This is a genomic window from Gulosibacter chungangensis (assembly GCF_008831155.1).
Taxonomy (GTDB): domain Bacteria; phylum Actinomycetota; class Actinomycetes; order Actinomycetales; family Microbacteriaceae; genus Gulosibacter; species Gulosibacter chungangensis.
Window position 1 is genome coordinate 76,662 of record NZ_WBKB01000007.1, and the last position, 25,214, is coordinate 101,875.

General features: G+C 60.0%; 23 protein-coding genes. 11 read left to right on the forward strand and 12 right to left on the reverse strand.

From position 1 onward, the window contains the following. Nucleotides 1–64: 64 nt before the first annotated feature. From F8O05_RS11250 to F8O05_RS11260, 3 genes are read left to right on the forward strand one after another with little or no spacing between them, the layout of a single operon-like run. On the forward strand, nt 65–718 hold the full coding sequence (locus tag F8O05_RS11250) for a DedA family protein (RefSeq protein WP_192497149.1): 654 nt from the start codon (nt 65–67) through the stop codon (nt 716–718). A 24-nt stretch (nt 719–742) separates the two neighbouring features. Further along, nucleotides 743–1,435: an SOS response-associated peptidase gene (locus tag F8O05_RS11255; protein ID WP_158052844.1), complete on the forward strand. Its 693-nt coding sequence runs from the start codon at nt 743–745 to the stop codon at nt 1,433–1,435. 4 nt (nt 1,436–1,439) lie between these two features. Further along, the gene (locus F8O05_RS11260) at nt 1,440–2,648 is read left to right on the forward strand and encodes an App1 family protein (protein WP_225735873.1); all 1,209 of its coding nucleotides are present in this window, start codon (nt 1,440–1,442) and stop codon (nt 2,646–2,648) included. Here F8O05_RS11260 and F8O05_RS11265 read toward each other — a convergent pair. The 5 genes from F8O05_RS11265 to F8O05_RS11285 are packed head-to-tail and all read right to left on the reverse strand — an operon-like array spanning nt 2,645 to nt 8,058. Further along, complete coding sequence (locus F8O05_RS11265; RefSeq protein ID WP_158052846.1) at nt 2,645–4,096, reverse strand: sensor histidine kinase; 1,452 nt, start codon at nt 4,094–4,096, stop codon at nt 2,645–2,647. The genes F8O05_RS11260 and F8O05_RS11265 overlap by 4 nt on opposite strands. After that, the gene (locus F8O05_RS11270; RefSeq protein ID WP_158052847.1) at nt 4,093–4,821 is read right to left on the reverse strand and encodes a response regulator transcription factor; all 729 of its coding nucleotides are present in this window, start codon (nt 4,819–4,821) and stop codon (nt 4,093–4,095) included. The genes F8O05_RS11265 and F8O05_RS11270 overlap by 4 nt, the downstream gene beginning before the upstream one ends. A 50-nt stretch (nt 4,822–4,871) precedes the next feature. Continuing rightward, complete coding sequence (locus F8O05_RS11275) at nt 4,872–6,599, reverse strand: carbohydrate-binding domain-containing protein (RefSeq protein ID WP_158052848.1); 1,728 nt, start codon at nt 6,597–6,599, stop codon at nt 4,872–4,874. Next, nucleotides 6,596–7,450 carry a polyphosphate polymerase domain-containing protein gene (locus F8O05_RS11280; RefSeq protein ID WP_192497150.1) on the reverse strand — a complete coding sequence of 285 codons (855 nt, stop codon included), beginning with the start codon at nt 7,448–7,450 and terminating at the stop codon, nt 6,596–6,598. Before F8O05_RS11280 ends, F8O05_RS11275 begins: the two co-directional genes overlap by 4 nt. 5 nt (nt 7,451–7,455) lie before the next feature. Then, a complete protein-coding gene (locus F8O05_RS11285; protein WP_158052850.1) occupies nt 7,456–8,058 on the reverse strand; it encodes a DUF4956 domain-containing protein in 603 nt (200 codons plus the stop codon). Nucleotides 8,059–8,229: 171 nt separating this feature from the next. Between F8O05_RS11285 and F8O05_RS11290 the strand changes: the two genes are divergently transcribed. Then, nucleotides 8,230–8,550, forward strand: coding sequence for a DUF6504 family protein (locus F8O05_RS11290; RefSeq protein WP_158052851.1), 321 nt, complete (start codon nt 8,230–8,232; stop codon nt 8,548–8,550). A gap of 1 nt (nt 8,551) precedes the next feature. Further along, nucleotides 8,552–11,962: a DNA polymerase III subunit alpha gene (locus tag F8O05_RS11295; protein ID WP_158052852.1), complete on the forward strand. Its 3,411-nt coding sequence runs from the start codon at nt 8,552–8,554 to the stop codon at nt 11,960–11,962. On the opposite strand, the gene F8O05_RS11300 is transcribed toward F8O05_RS11295, so the two are convergent. The 6 genes from F8O05_RS11300 to F8O05_RS11325 all read right to left on the reverse strand — a co-directional run bounded on the left by F8O05_RS11300 (nt 11,892) and on the right by F8O05_RS11325 (nt 17,281). Further along, nucleotides 11,892–12,716, reverse strand: a complete 825-nt coding sequence (locus tag F8O05_RS11300; RefSeq protein ID WP_192497151.1) for an esterase/lipase family protein — start codon at nt 12,714–12,716, stop codon at nt 11,892–11,894. The two genes, F8O05_RS11295 and F8O05_RS11300, sit on opposite strands and share 71 nt — an antisense overlap. 7 nt (nt 12,717–12,723) lie before the next feature. Next, complete coding sequence (locus F8O05_RS11305; protein WP_158052854.1) at nt 12,724–13,218, reverse strand: methylated-DNA--[protein]-cysteine S-methyltransferase; 495 nt, start codon at nt 13,216–13,218, stop codon at nt 12,724–12,726. A 48-nt stretch (nt 13,219–13,266) separates the two neighbouring features. After that, the gene (locus F8O05_RS11310; protein WP_158052855.1) at nt 13,267–14,199 is read right to left on the reverse strand and encodes an AEC family transporter; all 933 of its coding nucleotides are present in this window, start codon (nt 14,197–14,199) and stop codon (nt 13,267–13,269) included. Between the two features lie 56 nt (nt 14,200–14,255). Next, on the reverse strand, nt 14,256–15,227 hold the full coding sequence (locus tag F8O05_RS11315) for an AraC-like ligand-binding domain-containing protein (RefSeq protein WP_192497152.1): 972 nt from the start codon (nt 15,225–15,227) through the stop codon (nt 14,256–14,258). 114 nt (nt 15,228–15,341) lie between these two features. Next, nucleotides 15,342–16,064: a response regulator gene (locus tag F8O05_RS11320; protein ID WP_225735874.1), complete on the reverse strand. Its 723-nt coding sequence runs from the start codon at nt 16,062–16,064 to the stop codon at nt 15,342–15,344. Continuing rightward, nucleotides 16,061–17,281 carry a sensor histidine kinase gene (locus F8O05_RS11325; RefSeq protein ID WP_192497153.1) on the reverse strand — a complete coding sequence of 407 codons (1,221 nt, stop codon included), beginning with the start codon at nt 17,279–17,281 and terminating at the stop codon, nt 16,061–16,063. Before F8O05_RS11325 ends, F8O05_RS11320 begins: the two co-directional genes overlap by 4 nt. 160 nt (nt 17,282–17,441) lie before the next feature. Here F8O05_RS11325 and F8O05_RS11330 point away from each other — a divergent pair, with 160 nt between their 5' ends. The 6 genes from F8O05_RS11330 to F8O05_RS11355 all read left to right on the forward strand — a co-directional run bounded on the left by F8O05_RS11330 (nt 17,442) and on the right by F8O05_RS11355 (nt 24,607). Next, the gene (locus F8O05_RS11330; protein WP_158052859.1) at nt 17,442–18,221 is read left to right on the forward strand and encodes an ABC transporter ATP-binding protein; all 780 of its coding nucleotides are present in this window, start codon (nt 17,442–17,444) and stop codon (nt 18,219–18,221) included. Beyond that, a complete protein-coding gene (locus tag F8O05_RS11335) occupies nt 18,218–20,680 on the forward strand; it encodes an ABC transporter permease (protein ID WP_158052860.1) in 2,463 nt (820 codons plus the stop codon). The genes F8O05_RS11330 and F8O05_RS11335 overlap by 4 nt, the downstream gene beginning before the upstream one ends. 205 nt (nt 20,681–20,885) lie before the next feature. Further along, the gene (locus F8O05_RS11340) at nt 20,886–21,236 is read left to right on the forward strand and encodes a histone-like nucleoid-structuring protein Lsr2 (protein WP_158052861.1); all 351 of its coding nucleotides are present in this window, start codon (nt 20,886–20,888) and stop codon (nt 21,234–21,236) included. A gap of 332 nt (nt 21,237–21,568) precedes the next feature. Next, nucleotides 21,569–22,543, forward strand: a complete 975-nt coding sequence (locus F8O05_RS15255) for an Lrp/AsnC family transcriptional regulator (protein ID WP_158052862.1) — start codon at nt 21,569–21,571, stop codon at nt 22,541–22,543. A 96-nt stretch (nt 22,544–22,639) separates the two neighbouring features. Continuing rightward, nucleotides 22,640–23,533: an Lrp/AsnC family transcriptional regulator gene (locus tag F8O05_RS11350; RefSeq protein ID WP_158052863.1), complete on the forward strand. Its 894-nt coding sequence runs from the start codon at nt 22,640–22,642 to the stop codon at nt 23,531–23,533. A 72-nt stretch (nt 23,534–23,605) separates the two neighbouring features. Continuing rightward, the gene (locus F8O05_RS11355; RefSeq protein WP_158052864.1) at nt 23,606–24,607 is read left to right on the forward strand and encodes an MsnO8 family LLM class oxidoreductase; all 1,002 of its coding nucleotides are present in this window, start codon (nt 23,606–23,608) and stop codon (nt 24,605–24,607) included. A 15-nt stretch (nt 24,608–24,622) separates the two neighbouring features. Here the strand turns inward: F8O05_RS11355 and F8O05_RS11360 are convergent, their stop codons facing one another. Then, nucleotides 24,623–25,198 carry a DNA-3-methyladenine glycosylase gene (locus F8O05_RS11360; protein WP_158052865.1) on the reverse strand — a complete coding sequence of 192 codons (576 nt, stop codon included), beginning with the start codon at nt 25,196–25,198 and terminating at the stop codon, nt 24,623–24,625. Between the last annotated feature and the right edge of the window lie 16 nt (nt 25,199–25,214).

The window sequence follows — 25,214 nt, forward strand, 5'->3', positions numbered from 1 at the left end:
GCGCTATTGCGCAGGTGTTGGCAACCTCAGCGAATCATCCAGGTTCCGCTCCTAGGCTGAACTGATGATCAACACTCTGCTCGACTGGATCATCGGCACCGTGCAGCAGATGGATCCGGTCGTCGTCACCCTCATCGCGGGCCTGGCGATTCTGCTTGAGACGAGCATCCTGATCGGCTTGGTGGTGCCCGGCGATTCGGTGCTGCTGATTGCTGCGACCGGAGTCACGAGTTGGGGAATGTGGGCGGGCCTTGTTGCGGCGGGGATTATTGGCGCGTTGATCGGCGAAACGATCGGCTTTTGGCTGGGGAGACTCCTCGGCGAACCAATCAAGAAATCCTGGTTTGGCCGCAAAATTGGTCCGAACGACTGGGTCAAGGCCGAGGCCTTTCTGGAAAATCGTGGCGGCCTTGCGGTCTTCGTGTCCCGTTTTCTGCCCGTGTTTCATTCACTCGTACCCGCCACCGCGGGAATTGCCGGGATGAGCTATCGCAAGTTCATGGCCTGGACCGCGCCGGCCTGCATCATCTGGGCACTCGCCTATGTGTCCGTCGGCGCTCTCGCGACCGCAAGCTATCAGCAGCTGAGCCAGCAGTTAAGTTGGGCGGGGTACATCTTCATCGCGATCATCGTCCTGTTCTTTGTGGTGGTGTGGCTCGTCAAGCGCTGGCTCAGCCGCCGCTTCGCGGATGACATCACAACTTCGGATGCGGATTAACACCTGTCGCGTTACGCTGACCTCGTGTGTGGCAGATTTGTGGTGGCCCGTGCGAGTGCGGAACTCGCCGTAGAGCTCGAGGTTGAGCAGGTTTCGGAAGAGCCGATTCCGCAGTCCTATAACGTCGCCCCGACCAACCGCATCCCGCTCGTGGTCGATGCCAAAGGCATCCGCCGACTGGAGCTTGCCCGTTGGGGCCTTATTCCACGCTGGGCAAAAGATATTTCCGTCGGGGTGCGCGCTATCAATGCCCGCAGCGAGACAGCCGCCGCAAAACCAACTTTTCGTGAAGCGGTGAAGCAACGTCGCGGGGTGATTCCCGTCGATGGTTACTACGAGTGGCGTAAACGCGCGGATGGTAAAAAGCAGCCGTATTTCATCTATCCGGCGGACAAATCGCTGCTGCTCTTTGCCGGTCTCTATGAGTGGTGGAAGACCCCGGAAGAGGAGTGGTTGCTCTCCGCCACGATCCTCACGCGTGATTCGGTCGGTGAACAGATGGTGAATCTGCACGATCGGATGCCGGTGTTCATGGCAAAGCAGGATGTTTCCGAATGGCTTTCGGAAACTACCCTCGTCGATCAAGCGTTGGTGGAATCTTTCGCTGACCGCGCCATTTCCGTCGCGGATCAGCTCACCATGCATCCGGTGGACCCCAGAGTGGGGAATGTTCGAGCCTCCGGTGAAGATTTGGTTTCCGCAATCGTGGAAGACTGACCGGGTGACCCCCAAGCACCGCCCCCGCCGCACCCTCGGCGAATTGATCGCCAGCATCCCGTTTATTCGCGTGTTCGTGAATAACGCTTTTCGCATTGAAGATTCAATAAAGCGCTTCCGGATGCGCCGGGCTCGGGAACGCGGGCACCTGGAAGTTGTTGAGTCATACACGGGTATCGGTTCGACCACGCGTGTGCGTGTGCTCGGCCGGGTGCAGATGATTCCGACTGCCTTGCGGCGAACTGGGCGGCGCCGTTTCCCTTCGCTGCTGCGCGGGCAGAAAGAACAGCTCGTGCGGGGGTGGCGCAGTTTTGTGCGGGTAGCGGTACCGTACAGCATGGTGAAAGTGCACCTGAACGGTCACGTCCACGAATTTGAGGCGGACCGCGGCGGGATCATCGACCAGACCATTGAGGTGAGCTTAGAACCGGGCTGGCGCACCATCAAGTTTGAAAGTGCTGACGGACAATTTTCGGAGGCCTCGGTATTCATTAAGCCAGCCGAGCAAAAAGTCGGCATCATCTCGGACGTGGATGACACGGTAATGGTCACCTCGCTCCCCCGTCCGCTGCTGGCCGCATGGAATACCTTCGTGCTCGATGAGCATGCACGCGCGGCAGTCCCCGGCATGAACGTGCTGTATCAGCGGTTGGCGGCGAAGTTCGGGCAAGAAGCTACGCCCGTGGTCTACCTCTCGACCGGGTCTTGGAATGTCGCACCCACGCTGAACCGTTTTCTTGGCCGCAATCTCTACCCCTTCGGCCCCCTGCTACTGACCGACTGGGGCCCCGTACCGCAGCGGCTGTTCCGTTCTGGCACCGATCACAAGCGTGCCAATCTCCGGCGCCTGGCCGAAGACTTCCCCGATGTGAAATGGCTACTGATCGGTGATGACGGCCAGCACGATGAAAAGCTCTACGGCGAATTCGCGCGCGACTACCCCGACTCGGTGCTCGCCATCGCCATCCGGCAGCTATCCAATACCGAATCAGTTCTCGCTGGTGGCCGTGCGAGCACCTCGGCACGCTGGCGTCGGCACCACCGCAATGTTCCCTGGGTGCACGGGCCAAACGGCGCGAAGCTCATTCAAGAACTCGCTCGCATCGGCATTCTCGACCCCGACGCCGCTGCGGCCGAACTCGTCGACCTCTCCGAATCCCTCGCGGATGTGCGCCGCGCCGTCCCCTATCCGCCAGCGGAAATCTCCGACTAAGACCCGGCGTTCTCGCTCGGTAGCCGCAGGATGAACCGCGTGTGCCCGGGTTCACTGCGCACCGAGAGAGTGCCGGCGTGGGCGGTCACGATTGCGTGACTGATCGATAACCCCAAGCCGGTGGAACCGGTGCTGCCGGAGTCACCGCTAGACCGTTCCCGCGAGGCATCCCCGCGCACGAACCGGCCAAAGATTGAGGAAATAATTTCCGGGTCGACACCGGGGCCATTGTCCTCCACCCACACCTCGACCGCATCCTGCTCGCGCCGTGTCGAAACGGTCACGACGGTGCCGGCGGGTGTGTGCGTCCCGGCATTTCGCAGCAGGTTTGCGAGCACCTGGTGGAGCCGCAAGGCATCACCGCGGACGGTGAGTTCCTCCGGAAGCACCTCGAGAACCCACTCGTGATCGCGGTAGGTGGCCTGCGCATCCTCAATCGCGTCAATCACGATCCGGGTCAGGTCGGTGGCTTCCAGCCGAAGCTGTTGCCCGGCATCCAATCTCGCCAGTAGCAGTAGGTCTTCGACCAGGTCGGTCATGCGCACCGAAGCGGAGTTGATTCGCTCCAAGGAATGCCGCTGCGACTCGTCCAGATTCTGGTCACCGCGACGCACCAGTTCCGAATAACCCCGGATCGCAGCCAGCGGCGTGCGCAGTTCGTGACTCGCATCGGCCACGAACTGACGCAGTTGCTGCTCGCTGTACTCGCGAGCAGTGAGCGCCTCTTCAACGCTGTCGAGGAGCAGATTGAGGGCAGTTCCGACCTTGCCCACCTCGGTTCCGGGATCAGTATCTGCCTCGGGCACACGATCTGCGATGGTCACTTCTCCGTCGGACATCGGCTGCGCCGATACTTTGGTGGCGGTGGCGGCCACTCGATCGAGCGGCCGCAGGGCACGGCTCACGAGGTTCGACGCGAAGAGCGCGAACAGCCCGATCGCAATGGCCGCGGCAATCGCATAGAAGAGTGTCAGGTTCCAGGTCGTTGACTGCGCGTCGGAGGCGTCCAAGCCCGCGATCACCACGAGTGTGGTGCCGGTCGAGTCGGTAAGCGACTCGGCCTGCACTCGCATGGGGCCGAGCCCGGTCACCGACACCGTCATGGGGCGTGTCGACGCTCCCGCAACGATCTCGCGAGCCTGCGCCTGGGTAAGGTTTACGGTCTCACCATTCGCCTCGGTGTATTCGGCGCGAAGGACCTGATCATCAAGCACCATAAGCGAGAGCGTGCCGATTCTCGATTCTGGCCGGTCCAGCCCGAGTCCGTCACCGAGGTCTTCGCCCGATGGCGGCATCATGAATTGCGAACGGAGTGTCTGGGCCACTTGCTGGTCGAGACGTTCGAGCTGATCCCGGTGGAGTGCGGTCACCGAGACCGCCCCCACCACGATCGCGAAGAGCGCCACGAGGCCGACGAAGCTCAACACGAGCTTCCGGCGCAGTGTCATGCTTCCTCGCGGATCGTGTACCCAACACCGCGAACCGTGTGGATGAGCGGCCCACCTCGCGAGTCAATTTTCTTCCGCAGATAGGAGATGTACAGCTCGACGATGCTCGATTTTCCGCCGAAGTCATAGCCCCACACTTCGTCAAGGATTTGGCTTTTCGACAGCACGTGGCGGGGGTTCTTCATCAGGTAGCGCAGCAGGTCAAATTCGGTGGAGGTGAGCGTAATGCGCTCGTCGCCGCGAAACACTTCGTAGGTGTCCTCATTCAATTCGAGATCCGCCACGCGCAGCACGTGGGCCTCTTCCTCGACAACAGTCTTGACGTGCCGCCGGACCAGCGCTCGGAGGCGCACCACGACTTCTTCGAGGCTGAAGGGCTTGGTGACATAGTCATCGCCGCCCTCGGCGATACCGGCAATGCGGTCATCGAGGTCGTCTTTTGCGGTGAGAAAGAGCACCGGAGTATCGTCTTTTGCTTCCCGAAGGCGCTTGAGCACTGTCATCCCGTCCATGCCGGGCATCATGATGTCGAGCACGATGATGTCGGGCGAGAACTCATGGATTGCGTCGAGTGCTTGGCGTCCCGTCGCGGCAACTCGCACCTCCCAGCCTTCCGCGCGAAGTGTCATGCGAAGCAGGTCGGCGAGGTACTCCTCGTCATCGGCCACGAGCGCCCGGATGGGGCTGCCATCCGGGCGGCTCAAGGGAGTTGCTACCGGGCTCATGGCCTCATTCAACATCATCTGCACTCACTTTGCGTGGTGACGGTGCCGCATTAGTTGCCATCACGGCCCGGCGCAAAGTCACCCTGACCGCCACCCATCGGGCCACCGCCCATACCACCCGCGAGGGCTTCACCTGCGGTGACTTCGGTCTCGGTGCCGTCCACGCTCAGGACATAGCTTTCGCCGGTCACGATGTCGGAGGTTGAGATGACCACGGTGGCGAAGTCCTTGCTGGCTTCCCATTCGATCAGGCTCGTCCCATTCGCGTCCAACAGCTCGATAGTGCTCCCCGCGGTACCGGATGCGGTGGCCGCGACCCAGCCCTGCGAGCTTTCGCTATTGGGCGACTCGGCCATCCCGGCACTGCCGACGGCGATCAGCGTACCCCCGGTAACTTCCACACCGGATGCACTGTCGAGTGCACCGTTGCCGCCATCAAGCGGACCGTTGATGACCAGGGTGCCGCCGCTGACAAGTGCCGTACCGTTTGAATCGAACCCGTCACCTCCTGCATCGATGGTGACGGTACCGCCAGCCATCGTGAGCGAGACGCCGTCTTCCGCAGCCATCGGGTCCATCGAGGTCGCGCTGGTGCCCGAGGATGCGTTGATACCGTCATCGCTCGCCACGATATTCGTGTCGCCACCGGTGATTTCAATCACCGCGGCTTCGAGTCCCTCATAGGATTCGGTGACGTCAACGGCTCCCCCGGCAATCTCCAATAGCAGGTCCGCGTGGATGCCATCGTCAGCACTTGCGAGCGTGAGGTCACCACCGACCACATGAACTTCGCCGTTGCTGTGGACCGCGTCATCGGCGGCATCCACCGCCAGGCTGCCACCGGCGAGCACGACTATGGCCGAACCCTTGACACCCTTGGCCGAAACGTCTTCGGCGGCTTCTTGGCTACTGCCACCGCCCGAAACTACCGAGACCGTCGCTCCGGTGAGCACCACGTCGGTTTCGGCCGAGATGGCGTCGCCGTCACTAGTCACCGTGATGGTACCGCCGGCGAGGTTAATGTATCCGCGGGTTTCATCTTCGTCGTTATTGCTCTTAATGCCGTCACCGCCCGCGGTCACGGTGGCTTCGCCACCGGTCATCGCGAAGGAATCTTTGCCGCGCAGCCCCTCGTCAACCGCGGTAACGGTGATATTGCCGCCAGTGATCGCGAGATCGTCATCGCTTGAAATACCGTCTTCCACCGTGCCGGTCACGGTGAGCGTGCCTGTGCCTTCTCCTGCTGCGGCGATGGTGAGATCGGCTTCGGATGCAATGGCCGCGTTCTCCTCGGTCGACTCGCTTGAGCCTTCATCGCTGACGGTATTGCTGCTGCCATCCGCGAGGAGGAGAGCCACGTCATCCGCCGATTGAATATAAATCGCGGGACCGGCGTCGCTCGAAATAGCAACCCCGTCGAGAATCAGCGCGACAGTCGCATCCTCAGCAGCCGAGACGATGACCTGACCCTCAAGCGAACCGGAAAGTTGATACGTGCCGGCCTCGGTGATTTCTACGGTGCCGGATTCGTCATCGAGATCAATGGCGGTGGCATTCGCCGCGTCCCAATCACTGTCATCAAGGATCGTCGTGGCGTCATTGTCGGCAAGCACCTGGCTTGCGAGCTCGTCGACGGCGATATTTGAGTATTCCGCGGTAGTGGATTCGGTCGTGCCCGAGACGTCGGAAGGTTCCGAGGTGCCGGTGGCGCAGGCGGTAATGAGTGCACCGGTGCCAATCAGCGCGGTTATGGCGGTAGCTGTCCGTCGCAGGTTCATGCGTTTTCCCTAACTATTTGCTGCGCGGCCGTAGCGGACACCGTGATCGGGTCCAGCTGTGTCGGCTGCGGCGAGTACGTGGTGGAGTGTTCTTTGAGCTGGCGCAGTGATCGAGTCCAGCGGTTTGCGTGTAGATCAGGCCGCAGTGCCGCGAGTCCGGCAGCAAATTTGCTCATTCGGTCGGGCCGGTAGCCGCGATGCCAGAGCCACTGGTCAACCGAGCTGATCCCGCCGCCTGATGGAGACTTCGTCTCCACAATGGCGAGCGAGGTGCAGCGCATCCGATTGATTTCGCTCTGCCGGGTACGACAGCTCGCGGGGATGCGCCACTCGAGGTTCAAATCAACCGTGAAGCGGGTGCGTTCGTCGGGCAGCAGCTGGGTGGTGCGCAAGTAGCTGTTGTGCAGGCAGGGCCGCAGCGCGGCAATTTCGGAGCGGTCAATGAGGTCTTCGCCGATTTCGCTGGCGAGGAAGGCTTGCCCGGCACTTGAGATCGTGGCATCCTCGACGGCTGCCAGCGGAATTCGTTTTTTCTCTGTCGCGCCGCGGAAGCCTTTGAGCTTGACCTCTAGGTACACGCCGCCCGTATCGACATAGCGCCTGGTACGAACTTTGTAGCGACGGCGGTGCTTATGCGCGGCAAGGTAGTAACTATCAAACTCGGGAGTGTCAAAGTACGTCGACTCGTAGCGGAAGGCGGTGCGGTCATTGATCTGCAGCACCTTCGTATTGCGCGGGCAGTCGGCGAGAAGCTCCTGCACCACATCTGTCGGCAACACATACTTGCGGTCGATACGGGTTTGTAGCGCAGCCTGGGCATTGAGTTCTTCGAGGCTGATCGTCTCAAACACCCGCATTATCGCCTCACTTCAACGAGCTGCTCGATCGTCACCGGTGCGGCCTCAATGTTCTGCCTCGCGGTCTCGCGATAGCGAACTTCCACCAGGGTGGAGTCGTTGATGAGGTCCAACCGCTGCACGTTCACATGCGTGATGTTCGGACCGAAATGCTGTGCGAGTGCCTCGCGCAGTTCCTGCGGGTGCGCAATCGCCCGGTCGAGCTGGATCACCGTGCTGCGGCGCCCGCGGGTGATCAGCGAGCTGTCACCAATAAAGAGCGCCAGCAGTACGAGTGCGAGCAGGCTCAGCTGCAAGTAAGGCTCTGCCGTCGGGAAACCTGCAATGAGGCCGAGGGCGAGCGAGGCAAAGAAATAGGCGACCTCGCGCTGACCGATTTCGGTCGAGCGAAGTCGAATGATGGAGAGCACGCCAAACAGGCCAAGCCCAACGCCCATGCCGATCTCTGCGCTCGACAGCAGCGTGGTGACCGCGAATACGCCCACGTTCACGGCGAGGTACGCGGGGACCAAATCGTAGCGGTGGTGACGGCGCACGAAGAGTGCGAACACCAGAATTCCGATGGCCAACAGGTCTGCGCCCAGCAGGATCGCGGTAGTCATAGGGATTGTTTCCTTTCGTTGTGAACATTTGGCGTCTTTTCCCTATGACGCGCCTATGAATGGGCTTGGTCACAGTTGAGTGAACCCCACTGGTGACTTTTTCGAATATGTCGTAGGCTCATCCTAGCTTCTTTCTCGAACATGTATTCGAGCTAGTGAAGGAGCCTGACCATGATTGTTGGCGAACCGATTGAAGTTGAACTTTCCCCTGATGGGGCGCCCGTCCGTTTCCTGTGGCGAAACGTACGGTACGGCGTCACGAGCGCACCCGAACCCTGGTTGGGTCGGACTGCGTGGTGGCGCTCCACCACCCGGGCACCTCGCGGTGCCGGGGTGCGATTTGAACGTGAAATGTGGCGGGTGGATGCGGTCCCGCTACAGGGCACTCGAGTCCGTCTCGACGGCAGTTTTGACCTCGCCCGGCTCCCCGACGGCAGTTGGCAGCTTGACGAGGCCTGGGATGACGAATTGGAAGTGAGGTTATTCGCCTGAGATGAGCGTGTTTCCACATCTGCATGTTGCTTCGGCGCACTCCAACCACCACGGCACGGCGCGTCCCGAAGAGCTCGTTGCCCGGGTGGCGCAGTGGGGTGCGTCCGAGGCGGCAATTACCGACCGTGACGGTCTCTACGGCGCGGTGCGGCACATTCGTGCCTGCATCGCGGCCGGAATCGCGCCGGTGGTTGGGGTCGATCTTACGCTTCGCTCCCCCGAAGGTGAGACCACGGATGCTCGAGTCACGGTGCTTGCGCACGGTGGCACTGCCGGGCTCGGCTGGACGGCGCTGTGCCGACTCGTATCCGCCGCGCACGTACCACCGCGGAAAGCGAGCGCCGCGGCCAAGCGGGAGCATCGCGCATCCCTCGAACCCAAGCGGTTTTCCCCGTTCCTACTCGGGGAGCGTGAATTACTCGGCACGGTATTACTCGGCCCACACTCCAACGTCGGTAAAGCACTCTCGACCGGCAGAAAAACGCAGGCTCGGGCACTCCTGCAGCAGTGGCAGCAGCGGCTCCCCGGCGCTGTCGTGGTCGAGGTGGTCTGCCATCTCACCGAGCCGGGCACGACCGCCTCCGTATCGCACGCCGCTTCGATGCTCGAGCTTGCGCATGACCTCCGGGTTCCGGCAATTCTCACCAATCAGGTGCGCTATCTCGAGTCCGATGATGCGATTACCGGGGATGTGCTCGACGCTGCCGCGGCGCTCAAACCGCTCGGCGAATTTCTGCCGCAGCCGAATGCGCAAGCTTGGCTCAAGCCTCCCGAGCGGATGCGTGCCCTCGCCGATCTCATTGTCTCCCGGACTTCCCTCAGCTCGGTCGCTCGCGAACAGCTGCTCGGCCACACCGCCGAACTCGCGGCACGGTGCCGACTCGACCCGGACACGGATATCCGCTGGCGACAACCGAAAGTGCCCGAGCCCGGAGTCCTTGGGATCTCTGGAGACAGCAACCAGGTGCTGCGTAACCGTTGCCTCGCGGCGCTCAATGAGCGTTTCGATTCCCCCATCGGGAAGGAACGCGAGCAGCTCGAGAACCGGCTCTATCAGGAACTCGACACGATCTCCGGGTTCGGTTTCTCCACCTATTTTCTTGCGGTCGCAAATGTTGCTGAGCTCATTCGAGAGCTCGGAATTCGCAACCAGGCTCGCGGTTCGGGGGCATCCAGTCTGGTGAACTACCTGCTGCGGATTTCCAATGTGAACCCGCTGGAGCACGATCTGCTTTTTGAACGCTTCCTCGGCAATAAACGCTCCACGCTGCCCGACATCGACATCGATGTGGAGTCCGCTCGACGGCACGAAATCTACCGCGCGATTTTCAACCGCTACGGCAGTGAGCGCGTCACGCTGCTGTCAATGCATTCCACCTATCGGGCTCGCGGCGCAGCCCGGGATGCGGGGCTCGCGCTCGGTCTCGAAGATGACCGCATCGGCGAAATCGCAAAGTCGCTGTGGCGATTCAACGCGGGACAGTTCCGCGCGGTCCTCGACCAAAAACCGGAGCTGGCCGAACTCGCACAGAAGGCTCAGACCGATCGTGACCTCAACCTGCTGATCGATCTCACCGAACGACTCGACCGGCTTCCCCGACACCTTTCCATGCATCCCTGCGGTGTGCTGCTCGGCGACTCGACGCTGCTTTCCACCACCCCGGTGCAACCAAGCGGTATCGACCTGCCGATGAGCCAGTTCGATAAGGACGATATTGACGATATGGGACTGCTTAAACTCGATGTGCTCGGAGTGCGGATGCAGTCCTCGCTCGCGTATGCGGTCAAGGAAGTCGAGCGAGTACACGGCCCTCAAGCAGCAATTCGCGGCGGTCTGCGCCCCGATGTCTCCTACGTATCCCCCACCGGCCACGTGGTGCTTGATGAGATCCCCAAGGATGATGAGCGCACCTTCGAGGCGATTCGTTCCACCAATACACTCGGGATGTTTCAGATCGAATCCCCCGGGCAACGCGAGCTAATCGGTAAGCTCCAACCCGATGTCTACGAGGATCTGATCGCCGATATTTCGCTGTTCCGGCCCGGTCCGATGAAGGGCAATATGGTGGGTCCCTTCCTCGACGTCAAACACGGTTACGCCTCACCAACGTGGTTGCACCCAGATTTTCGACCATTCCTGCACGAGACCTATGGCGTGGTCGTCTACCACGAACAGGTGTTGCGGATCTTCCACGAATGCATGGGCATCACCCTCGCTGAGGCGGATGAACTCCGGCGTCTAATGGAGCGCTCGGGCGAAGGAATCGAACAGCAGTTCCGCACCAAAACTGCGCAAAATCGGGATGCGGCTGGACGTCGCCGCTTCACCGACAAACAAATCGATGAGATCTGGGAGGTACTCAAGGGCTTCGGTTCCTTCGGCTTCTGTAAAGCACATGCCGCGGCTTTTGCCCTACCCACCTGGCAGAGTGCGTGGCTGAAAGCCCACTACCCCGCAGAGTTTTTTGCGGGGCTACTCACCCACGATCCCGGCATGTACCCAAAACGCCTCTTGCTCGGCGACGCGCGCAGAATCGGGATCCCGATTCTGCCGATTGACGTGCAGGTCTCCACCGAAGATTTTCTCGTCGAACGGGTACGGAAGACCCCTCCGGGCTGGGCCACTCGCATCGGAGATCTCGGCATTCGTCTGGCACTCGCCGAGATACGCGGTATGAGCGAGGCCGAACAAAAGCGCATCATCGGTGAATCCCCCTATGACAGCCTCGGCGATTTTCTCACCCGGGCGCGGCCTTCGCGGCCCCTCGCCGAGCGCCTCGCATTGATCGGTGCGCTCGACACTCTTGAGCCAGGTCACCCGACCAGAGGCGAACTACTCGCAGCAATCCGGCGTCGGCCCCGCATCCGACCGAAACCCGCGTCCCCAGACGCGGTGGAGCTGCCGCTCACCCTCGGCCATGATGGCCATGCTCCCGTGGAGCACACCGGTGAACCCGAGCTCACCTCTCGAGAACGCGTACAAGCCGAGCTCGATGTCCTCGCACTGGATCTGTCCGAACACGTCATTGACAGCTACCGACCGCTGCTCGATGAACTCGGTGTTACTCCCGCCGGAGACCTACTTGGCCTGCGGGGTGGCACCGAAGTTACCGTCGCTGGCGTCCGCGTCGCCACGCAAACCCCACCGATGCGTTCCGGCAAACGCGTCGTGTTCATCAGCGTGGACGATGGCAGCGGCTGTGCCGACGCAACCTTCTTTGAGGACGCTCAAGCGCAAAGTAGCAATGTGTTATTCGGCACTCCACTGCTGCTGATTCAGGGCAAGGTCAGGCGAACCGGCGAACGCGGGGTTTCGGTGCAAGCTACCGCGGCGCAGGATCTCAAGCGGGTGTGGGAGGAGTGGTCGTCGATGCGCGCTGGCGCACTTGCCACTCCGACCACAGCCGATTAACTTCTCGCTCCACCAGTGCGTGCAACCGCTCATCGCTCAGAAAACGATTGTGGCCCAGGGCACTCACCGCCCGGTTCGAACCGCCACGCACCCGTCCGCGAATCCCCACAACCTCGTCGTATAGCGGTGAGATCGAAGAGATTCGACTGTCTTGCGCATCCATGTGTTCAAGCTCAAGCTGCGAAGGGGTGCCCGGCCGTAGCGTGATGATCTCTTTGCCAAACTTCGTAAGTCCGCGAATATGGCGAGCGGAAGTAGCCCCCGCGAACGGTGCTGCAAGCACCACCGCGCCCACTGCGTAGCGCCAATCCGGATCATCAAGAAGCACTCGCTTAGCGATCAGGCCGCCCTTCGAATGGGTCACGAACATCACCGGCGACAGGTCGTCGTGGGTGCGCAGGAACCGTTTCACGTACTCAGCGAGCTCCGGAACCGAGCTCAAGTTGTGCCCCAATTGCGGCAATACTGCGACCTGAAACCCACGCCGAGTGAGTCCATCGATGAGAGGGGTCAGGAATTCCCAGGACGTCGCGAGTCCCGCGAGCGCCACAATCACCGGCTTATTCGGATCCACCTTCGCCGGCGCCGTGAGCAAGGTTGCCCGCCTGCCCCACAACGCCCGCCGCAACCGCAAGCCCGAAGCGCGCACCTGCCAGAGTGCCCAGTACAGCGAGTCCACGATCGAAGCCCAGCCACGCAGCGACACCCACCAAGCAAGGCGGTACCACTGCAGCCACTTCCGCTGGCGACCCACTGACGACCTAACGTTGCCCAATCACACGCTCTTCGAGTTCCAGTAATTCGTGTTTCATCGCTTCCCCGCCGCCGTAAAAGCCAACGCTGCCATCGGATTTCACCACGCGGTGACAAGCCGAAAAGATCGGCAGGGGGTTCTTCGAGCATGCCGTACCCACCGCTCGAGCGGCGCGCGGGTGGCCGAGACGATCCGCCATCTCGCCATAGCTGCAAGTCTGACCGTAGGGAATCTCCGCAAGCGCTCGCTGCACCTCGCCGGTGAACCCCGAAGTGGCCTGCGACCAATCCAACGTCACCGTGAATTGTTCCCGCTCGCCCGCGAAATACTCGCGCAATTCTCGCTCGGCTTGATCGAGGTGGCGCTCTTGCGCCGCGGAACCCGCAAGGCTGCCAAAACCAAGCGGCAGCGAACCGGGAAGCCAGAGCCGGGTGAGCCCCGCATCCGTCGCCTCAAGGCCCAGCTCGCCAAACGTGGTTTCGATTCGCCGCAGTCCGGTCATGGTGTCAGTCTGACACATGGGTTACCCCCTTTGCTGCCTCGAGGCGCACTATGGGTGGATCACCATCGACACCAACAGAATCACCGGCACCGAAAGAATCGTCGTTACCAGGATTGATTCCCGCGCCAAGGATTCGCCAACGCGATAATTCGCCGCGTACGTATAAATATTCTGCGCGGTCGGGAGCGCCGCGGTCACCACCACAGCCAGGAGGGTCGCATCGTCCAAACCAAAGACGAACACCCCAAGCAGCCAAGCGAGTATCGGATGCACGAAGGACTTCAACACTGTGCTCGTCGCAACCTGCCATTTGTCGCCACCGGTGAAGGGCACCTTGTTATCTCGCAGCGACATGCCGAAGGCCAATAGCACCGCGGGCACACTCATACCGCCCACCAAGGCGATCGGTTCGACCACGAAGGCTGGTGCCTGCACATGAAAAATATTGAGGAGCAGTCCCAAGAGCGAGCCGACCACCACGGGGTTTGTGAACGGCCTGACCACAAACTGCCACGGCTTGAGGGTGCGCCCCTTCCGAGCTGCCGAGGTCACATCCAGAATGGTGAGCATCACCGGCCCCATCACAAGCTGCTGAACGAGCATCACCGGCGCGACCAAGGAACCGTCGCCAAGCACATAGACCGCGATTGGAATGCCGAGGTTGCCCGAGTTCACATAACTTGAACTCATCGCTCCCACCGTGGTCGGGCCGAGTCCCCAGCGAAAAATGGCGCCGAAAACGCAATAGATGGCGGCCACGGCCACCATACCGATCGCAGTTGCCGTGAATTGCGCGCTAAACAGCACCTCGAGTTCGGCCTCGTACATGAGCCCGAACAAGAGTGCGGGAGTTGCTACGTGGAAGGCGAGCCCGTTGAGGACTTGCCGTCCGTGGGTACCGAGCCAGCCGGTGCGATCAATCAGAACACCAATTGCGATGATGATCCCGATGACGCTAAAGCCCTCGAGCACTCCTACCACGCACGCCTCCGATCCGCTGGTGCCCAACTGCCATCGGGCGCCAGCGGATCACGTGGCTAGGTTCGCCTGATATCCGCCGACTGGGCAGCCTCTCGCGCAAACTTACGATACTCGCGTGGCGACTTCTCGTAGGCCAGGCGGAACGCATTGGAGAAGTGTGTGGCGTCGGCGAAGCCCCAGCGAAGACCAATCTGACGGATTGGGTCTTTGCACAGCGGATCGATCAAATCGCGTCTTGCCATCTCCAGCCGCCGCTCGCGCACCCAGGTCGAGACCGTCGCACCCTGCTCCTTGAAGAGGGCGTGCAGCGTCCGCACTGAAATATAGTGCGCATCGGCAATTCGTTGGGGGTTGAGATCGAGGTCGCCGAGATTCGCCATAATGTATTCGCGAATCTTCATCAGTAATTCGACTTGCGAGTTCGAGCGACCCGAAACACTCAAATTAAGTCGTTCCATTACGCTCGCAGAAATCATATCCACAATCGCTTGCACGACGACCAAACCGCTTGGTTTCTCAAGTGCACTGAGGTTTGTGGAAACCCCGGTAAGCAGCGGAGAAATGATTGCACCAAGACCGGAATTTCCCGAAATGTGCAATCCACCGATTTGTGCAAATCCATGCGGCGGTAACGAAATGAGCTGTTGAGGAATCATCATCAGCATCGTGCTGCCCTCGACAAACTCACGCCGGTACGGCATCAGCGTGTCAAAAATCGCCATGTCGCCGCGTTCGAGCTCCGCTGAGCGCTGCGCTTGAAAGAGACGCGATCGACCGGTGACCTGGTGCACCATCACGTAATAGGGTTCACCACCGCTCTGCGTCAGCTGCTCCAGAGGAGCAGAACGATGTTCAGTGGCCGAGACGGTGAAGAACCGCACCCCGCCCACCGTAAGGCTCCGCATTCGAGCTCGGAATTTACCGCTTAAGGACTCGATAGCCAACGGAAGTCGCAGCGACGTTGCTGCTTCCCGCCAATCTTCCACACTATGGATATCAAGTTCGACCATTTTGGATTGTTCAGACATAGCGCCTCCCTCGCTGGGGCATGTATCCATTCTATGGAAACTTTGTTGTAAACGCATTGGGTTCCCGATTCTTATTTAAAACCGGTACCCGGTTCCACTACTTGAGGAAGCATACTAACTACGGAAGCCAGATTCATAGGCCCAAATCACCACGTGCACCCGATCAGGCAATTCAAACTTTTCCAAGATCCTGCCAACATGTGACTTCACCGTTACTTCAGCGAGGAAAAGCCTGGCAGCAATTGAAGAATTTGACTCGCCCTGAACAAGGTATTCAAGCACATCGCGCTCCCGCGCGGTGAGCTTCGCCAGCATTTTGTTACGTTTTTCGTCACGATCCGCAGTCTGGGTGGCTTCGCCGCTGGGCCCCGGTCCCGATAACCGCTTGAGTAGTGTCTTCGTCATCGACGGGTCAATAATCGCATTCCCGGCATGTACCGTGCGAATCGCACGCACAAGATCTTCCCCCGGCGCATCCTTGAGCAAGAACCCGGATGCCCCCGCTGCGAGCATCCGAACCGCAAAATCTTCTGAGTCGTAGGTGGTCAACGCAATGACTCGAATCTCGTTTGCTTCCCCGTCGTGCTCAAGCAATTTGCCGGTCGCTTCGATGCCGTCCATCACCGGCATCCGAACATCCATGAGCACGATGTCTGGCCGCAGCTGCAGAGCCGCCGCGAGCCCCGCCCGACCGTCTTCCGCCTTACCGACCACTTCAATCCCGGCATCAGAACCGGCAATCAGCGCCAGCCCTTCCTTCACCAACGATTGGTCATCGACAATAAGCACCCGAATCGGTGCCGCTTCCGACAGCTCGGTCAACGTTTCTGCGTTCAATATTGACTTCCTTCCGGATACGGCCATTCTGCGAACACTTCAAACAGGTGTGCCGTTCGTGTCACGCGCAACTGACCGTTGAAGATTTCTGCGCGCTCGCGCATCCCGACGATCCCCTTCCCCGGAATGGGCTCAGACTGCTCCGCGAAGTCCTCAGGAACCGTATTCCGCGTTAGCACCGAGAAGGATTCCTGGCCCCACGTCACCAGCATCTCGCTGTGCTGCCCCGGTGCGTGTTTCAGCACATTCGTAATTGACTCCTGCGCGACTCGATAGACCGCCAGCGAATGCCCCGCAGGGATCGGGCGCGGTTCACCTTGCACGCTAAACTCCAGCGGCAGCCCAGCCAGCCGTGCGTTTTCGGCAAGGTCAGCAATGTCGGCCAAGCCATACGCCGGAGCGTCACTTTGGGCTTCATCAACCTGCTTCAACAGCACTTTAACCTCGCCCAAGGCCGAGCGAGACGCGCCGGCAATTTTATTGAACAGCTCGTGAGAGTGCTCACTGCCCGCTTGCTTCGTGCCCATCCTGCCGCCTTCAGCGAGCGTAAGAATCGAGGCCAGCGAATGGGCGATGATGTCGTGCATTTCGCGAGAAATTCTTGTCCGCTCTTCTGTCACCGCAAGCTCTGCTAACCGATGCGCATCCCGCTCGAGGAGGTCGGCGCGTTCCCGTTGCCTGGCGACATCCTTAAGCTGGCTCCGACGGAGCATCCCGAGCGCCCACGCTGCAACGAACGCGATGGTCGAAACAACACTCATCGAGGCCACCATGGTCCAGCGTTGCTCCGGCGCCAGCTCCGAGCTATAGAAAAAATTGCTCCCAGAATCGGGCAGCAGGCCCAATAGCAAGTCGAGCACCATGACCAGCACTGCGAGGAAAAGCGGCACGAACCCTAGCAGCTGCATCCGTTTCGGTGTGAACGCAGCGGCACCATAGACACCGACAAGCACGACCAGATACACCATCATTTCCAGTGCGAAACCGGTGCCGTAACTCGCCCCTGCCAAGACCGTCGCGAGCCACAGGAACGTGATCGGTGCGGTCCGGCGAATGAGGAAGAGCAACACCACCGGTGAAAGCAGCAACCAGCTTGCTGCCGGTTCATAACCACCGAAGACAAGGAGCACGCATGGCAGAACGCAGAGGCTGGATATTGCGTCCATCAACAGCACCCGTCTGGGGCGCTCATGTGTCGCAATAAAGCTCTGGTTCATGACACCCATGGTAGGAGCCACCCGTCAGGCTGACCCCCTCCAAAGGTATGGGTATCCCTCCCCGAATGGGTCCGTTGGCACCATGTGCGAGGGTAGATCTTCGCCATAGGTTCGGTGTCAGCATCCCGATTTGGGTCGTACATCTTGAAGGAGCCAAGACATGTCGCAACCGCTGTCCCCGTCCCACACGGACCAAGAATCTCGACCATCAGGCGCTAGCCAAGCCGTCGCGTGCCGTGGCCTCACGCGGATCTATGGTCAGGGCGATGCCACGGTACACGCGGTCAACGGCGTTGACGCCACGTTCAATACGGGTGAGTTCACTGCCATCATGGGCCCCTCCGGCTCCGGTAAATCCACGCTCATGCACTTGCTCGCCGGACTCGACAACCCCACCTCGGGCGACATTGTGATTGAAGGTCGATCGATCGTCGGGATGCGTGACCGAGAGCTCACGACGCTGCGTCGCGACCGCCTCGGGTTCATCTTCCAGTCCTTTAATCTTGTGCCCACGCTCACCGCTCGCGAAAATATTTCTCTCCCGATTCGGCTTGCTGGTGGTCGCCCCGATAACGGCGAGATCGAGATGCTCGCGTCCCGACTGGGAATTCTCGAGCGACTCAACCATCGACCACACCAGCTTTCCGGAGGCCAGCAGCAGCGGGTCGCGGTGGCTCGTGCTCTCGTTACCCGCCCGGCGGTGGTATTCGCCGATGAGCCGACCGGTGCCCTGGACCTTCGCACCGGCCGTGAGCTCCTTGAAAGCCTGCAGGCCGCCGCACGGCAGCGCCAACAAACGGTCATCATGGTGACCCACGATCCCGCCGCCGCGGCCTTTGCCGACCGGGTGCTCATCCTTGTTGATGGCCGCATTGCGCACGAACTGCGCGGTGCCAGCTACGAGACCATCGCCGCGACCATGGCGGAGGTGGGAGCGTGAGCGCCACACTCTCCCTCGCCACGAAGCAGATTCGTCGGAGTCCGCGACGGGTCCTTGCGATTTTGCTCGCGGCACTCCTGAGTTCCATGGCCATCACAGCCACGGGCACCTTTATCACTTCCCTCAATCAGTCCCTGCAGAACGAGTTAGCCGCGCCGACCTCGCACGCGGATGTGGTGATTTCTGCGCCGGATGAAGACACGTTCAGTGCCGTGGAAGCCAATTCGGCGGTCACGGCGGCGGAGCAGCTGTACACCGGTTACGCCAGCGCAACGGTCGGCCAGCGCGATGTTTGGTTTGACGTGCAGGTGGTGCCCGAGACCGAATCCCTCCGCTGGTCAACTCTGACTAAGGGCGCTTGGCCATCAACCGGCGAAATCGTGTTGACCCAGAAAACTCTCGAAACCCTTGAACTTTCGCTCGGTGATTCCCTAGCGGTGACAATCATGTCTGGAGACGAACCCAGCGAGCGCAAATTCACCATCTCGGGAATAGTAGAACTCGAGCCAGGCGCGGAAGGCACCACCTCAGCGATGTATATCGCCGCGGCCGATGCGCCAGAGATCGCGCTACCCGCTGAAATCATCGTGCAGACGGTGGACGGCACGAATGCGACGGCCTTTGCCTCCGAGCTCAATAACACCTTCGGGGACGCCGAGGAAGCACCGCATGCCTACACCACTGCGCAATACGTGGCGATGCTCGTCGACAGCCTTGCCGGCGGCACGGACCTGCTGGCGACGCTCTTCCTAATCTTTGTGGTCATTGCGCTCTTGGCTGCCGCCATGGTGATTCGCAACACCTTCCAGGTGCTGCTTGCTCAGCGGATGCGCGAGAACGGATTGTTGCGACTCGTGGGTGCCGGCGGAGCCCAGGTGCAGCGCACGGTGCTTGCGGAAGCGATGCTCTTGGGACTTTTCGGCGGCGCTGCGGGTCTGCTGGTCGGCCTCGCACTCGGATGGGCCGTGGGGAGGTTAGCGGGCATCACCACGGTCGGGGTGCCGATTGCTTGGGGATGGATGCTCGCGGCACTCCTCGTGACGCTCCTGCTCACCGTGATCTCGGCTTGGGCACCCGCTCGCAGCGCCAGTCGGCTCACCCCCATGGCCGCGCTCACGGCTTCTGCAACCACGGAGGAAACCGTCGCCCGACGACGCGTCGGCGCTTGGGTGATCGGTGGGATCCTGACGGTGATCGGGACTGTTGGGGCCGTCACGAGTGCGCTCGTGACTAACTTCCTGCTGCTTGTGCCTTCCGGCATTGTGCTGGCAATTGGGCTGATCGTCCTGGTGCCGTTACTGGTCACGGTAATCATGCCGCTCATTGCCCGCAGCACTTCGCGGGCCGGTGCCGTGACGAAACTCGCCGGCGAAAATCTCGTGCGCACTTCACGCCGAACCGGCACCGTGGTGCTCGCAATTGCACTAGGCGGCAGTCTCGTGATCGGTATGCTTACCGCGCTTCAGTCAGCCTCCAATTCAATGCAAACCATGCTTACCGAGAACTACCCGGTCGATCTCGTCCTCGCGAGCGAAGACGGTAGTGAGCTGCCATCCGAGGTGCTGGCCACTTTGGAAGAGTCCTCTGCCACCTCTGCGGTTGCCACGGTGCGATCCGTACCCATTGAATTGTCCGGTGATGTCATTCCGATCAGAACTGCGGTAGGCGTCCCCAATGAATGGAATGGTGTGCAGGTGGATTCCGTATCCAATAACGAAATACTCGTCCCGACTTGGCTCGTCGCGGATCCGGAGGAGATTGACGGCACTCGGGTTGAAATCGCCGCGGCTAATGGTGAAACGTTGACGCTTACCGTGCGCACTTCCCCACTGGCGGATGCCATCCAGAATTCAATGGGCTTCGAAAGCTTCGGAGTCGTCAGTGAAAACACCATCAAAAAGCTCAACAGCGTGGGCAGCCCAAACTATGCCTGGGTAATCGCTATGGATGGCGATTCCGCGACGCTCATGAGTGAAGTATCGGAGTTGCAAACCACGTATCCGTCACTCGACGCATACGGGGCGCTCACCACAGTACAAATGTTTGAGCAAATATTTGCGATGGTGGCAACATTTGTAATTGGGATGCTCGGACTCACGATCGTCATTTCAGCTATCGGCCTTGCAAGTGTCGTCGCGCTTGCAGTTGCCGAACGCGGACGAGAGATCGCACTATTGCGCGCACTCGGCCTTACTCGGAATAAGACTCGTCGAATGGTCCTATTTGAGTCCGTTTCACTTGCCGGTCTTGGCGCCGCGTTCTCTTTGATCATCGGCATTCCCCTAGGAATAGCTGCGGTCTATAGCGCACTCGGATCAGAAAGTGTGGTCATTTCGCTTCCCTGGCTGGGAATTGCCGCGGTCATCATAACTGCCGCGGTGCTCGGCATAATTGCGGGTCTTGGTCCGGCACAACGGGCGACTCGAATAGCCCCAGCGCAGGGTTTGGCTACCGATTAGCTGCAAAATAGAACAAATCACGACTGCAACGATAATTGTCGGACCCGGACTAGGTATCCCTACTGCGATCCACTCAGGCAATTCACTGTGTGCTGATTTGCAATTCGCGCGATAATTGCAAACAATTAAACGAACTCAACACGAGGTTCATTCGTTGAGCACAGTCTTCGAATCCCACAAAGCAACCAGCTTAGGAGCAGTCACAATGGCGCGCAAAGTCGTGTATCAGATTATCGATGACCTTGATGGGTCTGTCCTTCCTGATGGATTGGGCGAGACCGTAAAATTCGGCCTTGACGGTGTTGAGTATGAAATTGATCTGAGCAATGAAAACGCAGCACTCCTGCGTGAACAGCTCGGTGAGTACATTCGCAAGGCCCGCCGCGTCGGCGGTCGCGCTCAGCGCGGTACCCGCACGCAGCTCCCCGCAACCGGCCCGAAGCGTGACCTCACTGCAATTCGCAAATGGGCAAACGCAAATGGCTATGAGGTTGCTGACCGCGGTCGCATCCCCCACTCGGTGCTTGACGCATACGATCAAGCTCAAGAAGGCTAATCAATAGTTATTCACAATGCCGCAGTGACTCGTATTTTGAGTCACTGCGGCATTGTGTTCTCGGCAAACACCCTAGAAAGGTTTCGATCGCTGGTATTTCTATTCGTATTCACGTAAGCACTCCGATTGCGCATCGGCTGTTTGTCGGCGATCCCCGCACTTACACGTTGGTTAGCCTGCAGACCTGGTCAAGTTCATCCGTCAGCATTGCGGTTGCGCGCATGATCCGTCGTATTTCCCGCACAATAGGAGCGCTTCATGCAAAGCTTTAATCCGGTGACCACTAAACTGCCGATGCCTACCATCCTGTCGGTAGATTGCAAAGGAGTACCATGCCCGGGTCGCGTGTCGATGTTGACGAGACTCTCATAGAGGCTCTGCGCGCTGATCCTCGCGCGAGCGTACTCTCGCTGTCTCGCACCACGGGCTTCCCTCGAGCACTCATCGCAACGCGGCTGAAGGATCTCATTGACGATGAATTCGTTCGAGTAAAAGGTGTGATGCATCCGCAGTATCACGGCCCCACCATCATCGCGCATGCTTCGGTGACCACCATCGGCCCGGTGGGCCCCATCGCCGAATTGGTTAGCGAACTCGCGGAGACCATTTTCGTCTCGATCGTTGCGGGTGAGTATGACTTGATCTTTGAATCTCGAGTATCCGACAACGCTCACCTTCACCGACTTCTCGCCAAGGTGCGTTCGCATCCAAACGTAGCCAAGATCAACACGATTGTGTTTTCTACGGTGTACAAGGGGTATCTCGAACACGACCCGTTGACTCCCATAAGCATCGATGACGTCGACGTAGAGCTACTCCGGGAACTGGAACAAGATGGCCGACGCAGCTGGCAGGAACTCGCGCAGATCGTCGAACTCTCTCCCTCAGCAGTCCGTGCGCGAGTCCACCGCATGCTGGATGCGGGCATCGCGCAGATTATCGTCGTGCAAGAACGCGGTCGTTTTGGCCCCGCTATTACTTGTGGCGTAGGACTAACGCTCAGCATCGACGCAGCATCGGTACTGCCGCAACTCGCCCAAGAGCGCTACGTTGAGTTTGCGGTCTCAACGGTTGGTCGCTTCGACGCGCTCATGACACTGCGCGCCGCGACTCCCGTCGAACTCTTTGAATCATTTGAGGTCATCCGCGCGTATCCAGAGGTAACGGGCATGGAATCTTGGGCACATCTCAATGCCGTCAAAGAGGACTACACCCGTCGTATTGATGGAAGTTCGAGCCAATATGACACAAGTTTTCCGGATTTTCTCCTCACTCACGATTCAACTGCAATTGCCAAACATAAATGAGCAAGTATCATTTTCTAGTTGCCTGCACTCCCCGCAAGGTACCGTCCAGCTCGCTGGCCCGGACCTAGTACGGGCCAATCCCCCTAAGGTGTGACGATGTCTGATTCCCGGACTGAGCTTGACGAGCGCCTCGTGGCGGCGTTGAAGACCGAGCCCCGAGCTACTGTGCTCTCGCTCGCTGAAACAACCGGATTCCCCCGCGCAGTGGTTGCTACCCGGTTGAAGGAACTCCAAGAGTCCGGCGACGTCCGTGTCGTTGGCGCAACCCACCCCATGCTCAGCGGCGCGCGGCTCATTGCGGCCGTATCCATCGCGGTGACTGGGCCCGTTATGCCCGTAATTGAATTCCTCAAAACAATTGAAGAAGCGGTATATGTCTCGACGGTGAGCGGCCCATTCGAGATCGTCATGGAACTTCGCGTCGCAGATCAGGATGAGCTTCTGCAAGTGCTCGAAGAGGTTCGTGCCGCACCGGAAATCAACCGAATCGAAACGCTCACCTACGGACGCGTCATCAAGGGATATCTTTCCCAAAACGAGCTCGCCGAGATTTCTCTCGACGTCAAGGACCGACAACTCATTGGTGCCCTCGGCGAAGACGGTCGTAAATCCTGGCAGGAGCTCGCGGACATTGTGAGTCTCTCGCCATCAGCGGTGCGCACCCGCGTGAACCGACTACTCGAATCCAACGCAATGCGCATTGTTGTTATGGAACGCGGCGGAAGATACGGACGCGTGATCTCGACGACAGCGTTCCTTACGCTTAATGCCGACGGCGATGCCATACTCGCGAAAATCAGCGAAGACGATGCCGTTGAATTCGCGATCACTGCTTTCGGAAAGTGCGATGCGGTGCTCGTCATTCGATCTCGCTCTCAGGCCTCGCTCTTCGAAGCTCTCGAGCGAATTCGGTCAATGCCGGAAGTCACCAAGGTCGAAACTCGCACGCAACTGCAACAGTTCAAGGAAGTATTCAGCCGCATTCTCTGAGCGAGTATTCGCTGAAGTCACAGAATTCTGTATGTTCGGTGATTCCTCGTATCCGTTCGTCACAATGGGGTTATGACCCCTTCCGCAAGTGCCGTTACGGTCTCCGTGCTTGATCGCGCCAACGCGAGAGCAGGAGCCGATGAATCCGAGATCCTGTGGGATGTTATCGCGCGCGCAAGGCGCCTTGAAACTCTCGGCTATGAGCGCATTTGGGTCGCTGAACACCACGGCGTCCCCGGCATTGTCGGTTCGGTCCCGGCACTGCTCATGGGGGCAATCTGCGCGGCTACGAGTGACATTCGAGTGGGTTCTGCTGGTATCATGCTCCCGGCTCACACCCCGCTGTCGGTAGCCGAACAAATCTCCACGCTCGAGGCGCTCTACCCGGGACGCATCGATATCGGCCTCGGCCGTTCGGTCGGGTTCACCCAAGGCGTTCGCGAGGCACTTCGACAGCGGAAGGATGCGGGAAGCGACTTCCCGGAAGATCTCGCCGAAGTGCAAAGCTACCTGGCTGCAAAGGCGGACATCACCCTGCAACCTCCGAATGCTGCTGCCACACCGCTCTATGTCTTGGCACACGGTGCCAGTCTGGAATTCGCAGCCGCTACCGGACTCGGTGTGGTGGTTGGTGGGCCGTCGCTCCTGCATGCGGAACCCGGTAAGCGCCACCTCGGCCTAGAAAAATATCGTCGGGAGTTCAAACCTTCGCTTTGGTTCGCGGAGCCCACCGTCATCGTTTCGGTTCCGATTGCGGTGGCCGACACCACCGAAGCGGCGCAGCAGCTGCTGTTGCCCGAGGCCTGGACTCTCGCGATGTCCCGAACCACCGGTTCCTTCGCCCCGTTGCAGCCCGCTCAAGATCTTGATCTCACAACCATCGGAGATCGCGAGCGCGAGCGCGTCGAGGCGAATTTTGCATCCGCGATCTACGGCACACCCCAGGAGGTTCGCGAACGCATCCTCACCCTCCTGCACTACACCGGCTCAACCGAAATTCTCGCCAGTGGCGGGATGCACGACCAGGCCGGCCAGGAACGCTCGGATGAGCTTTTGGCAGGTTTGTTTGGCTAGCTGGCGCGGAGATTACTAGTCCCGGAGGACCCGGGCGCGCTTATAGGCCGATACGGATTTCTCCCCGGCCACCCAAAACCGCCAAGGCTCCTGATGTGCTCGAGAGACGCCCACCCGTGGACCGCAAGCAACCTCGGCGATGCGCAGTTCTGGCATCGTGAGCGTGACCGCGCTGCCGTGGGCGAAGAGGGCCGTGCCGTAATCGGCCATGGTGATCCCAAGGGCCCGCGTGAGGTTCCCAGGGCCGCGCGCCAACCAGTCGTCTTTGACTCCCGCCCGCCGCTCGCGGGCAACGTCAATCCCTTCCATGATGCGCCCCGCCCGGATGAGCACTGCCGCGGCATCACCTTCGGGGCTGCACACGACATTGCAACAGGTGTGACCGTGCATTGAATAGCAGTACAGATGACCCGGCGGGCCAAACATCACCCGATTGCGGTTGGTTGGCCCACGATACGCATGGGACGCCGGGTCGCGAATCCCTTCATAGGCCTCGACTTCAGTGATCATGAGTGCCACGGGGCCGCGTCGGAGGGTCGCACCGAGCAATAACGGTGCGGTTTCGATAGCCGAGTCTCGCAGGTGCAGCATGGTGCCACCATAACTT

Bases quoted from the DNA above. Each gene is read 5' to 3' on its own strand.
- F8O05_RS11275 (WP_158052848.1), bottom strand. From the start codon at position 6,599: ATGAACCTGCGACGGACAGCTACCGCCATAACCGCGCTGATTGGCACC.
- F8O05_RS11270 (WP_158052847.1), bottom strand. From the start codon at position 4,821: ATGAGCCCGGTAGCAACTCCCTTGAGCCGCCCGGATGGCAGCCCCATC.
- F8O05_RS11250 (WP_192497149.1), top strand. From the start codon at position 65: ATGATCAACACTCTGCTCGACTGGATCATCGGCACCGTGCAGCAGATG.
- F8O05_RS11295 (WP_158052852.1), top strand. From the start codon at position 8,552: ATGAGCGTGTTTCCACATCTGCATGTTGCTTCGGCGCACTCCAACCAC.
- F8O05_RS11350 (WP_158052863.1), top strand. From the start codon at position 22,640: ATGTCTGATTCCCGGACTGAGCTTGACGAGCGCCTCGTGGCGGCGTTG.
- F8O05_RS15255 (WP_158052862.1), top strand. From the start codon at position 21,569: ATGCCCGGGTCGCGTGTCGATGTTGACGAGACTCTCATAGAGGCTCTG.
- F8O05_RS11355 (WP_158052864.1), top strand. From the start codon at position 23,606: ATGACCCCTTCCGCAAGTGCCGTTACGGTCTCCGTGCTTGATCGCGCC.
- F8O05_RS11330 (WP_158052859.1), top strand. From the start codon at position 17,442: ATGTCGCAACCGCTGTCCCCGTCCCACACGGACCAAGAATCTCGACCA.
- F8O05_RS11325 (WP_192497153.1), bottom strand. From the start codon at position 17,281: ATGAACCAGAGCTTTATTGCGACACATGAGCGCCCCAGACGGGTGCTG.
- F8O05_RS11265 (WP_158052846.1), bottom strand. From the start codon at position 4,096: ATGACACTGCGCCGGAAGCTCGTGTTGAGCTTCGTCGGCCTCGTGGCG.
- F8O05_RS11305 (WP_158052854.1), bottom strand. From the start codon at position 13,218: ATGACCGGACTGCGGCGAATCGAAACCACGTTTGGCGAGCTGGGCCTT.
- F8O05_RS11315 (WP_192497152.1), bottom strand. From the start codon at position 15,227: ATGTCTGAACAATCCAAAATGGTCGAACTTGATATCCATAGTGTGGAA.
- F8O05_RS11340 (WP_158052861.1), top strand. From the start codon at position 20,886: ATGGCGCGCAAAGTCGTGTATCAGATTATCGATGACCTTGATGGGTCT.
- F8O05_RS11360 (WP_158052865.1), bottom strand. From the start codon at position 25,198: ATGCTGCACCTGCGAGACTCGGCTATCGAAACCGCACCGTTATTGCTC.
- F8O05_RS11285 (WP_158052850.1), bottom strand. From the start codon at position 8,058: ATGACTACCGCGATCCTGCTGGGCGCAGACCTGTTGGCCATCGGAATT.
- F8O05_RS11290 (WP_158052851.1), top strand. From the start codon at position 8,230: ATGATTGTTGGCGAACCGATTGAAGTTGAACTTTCCCCTGATGGGGCG.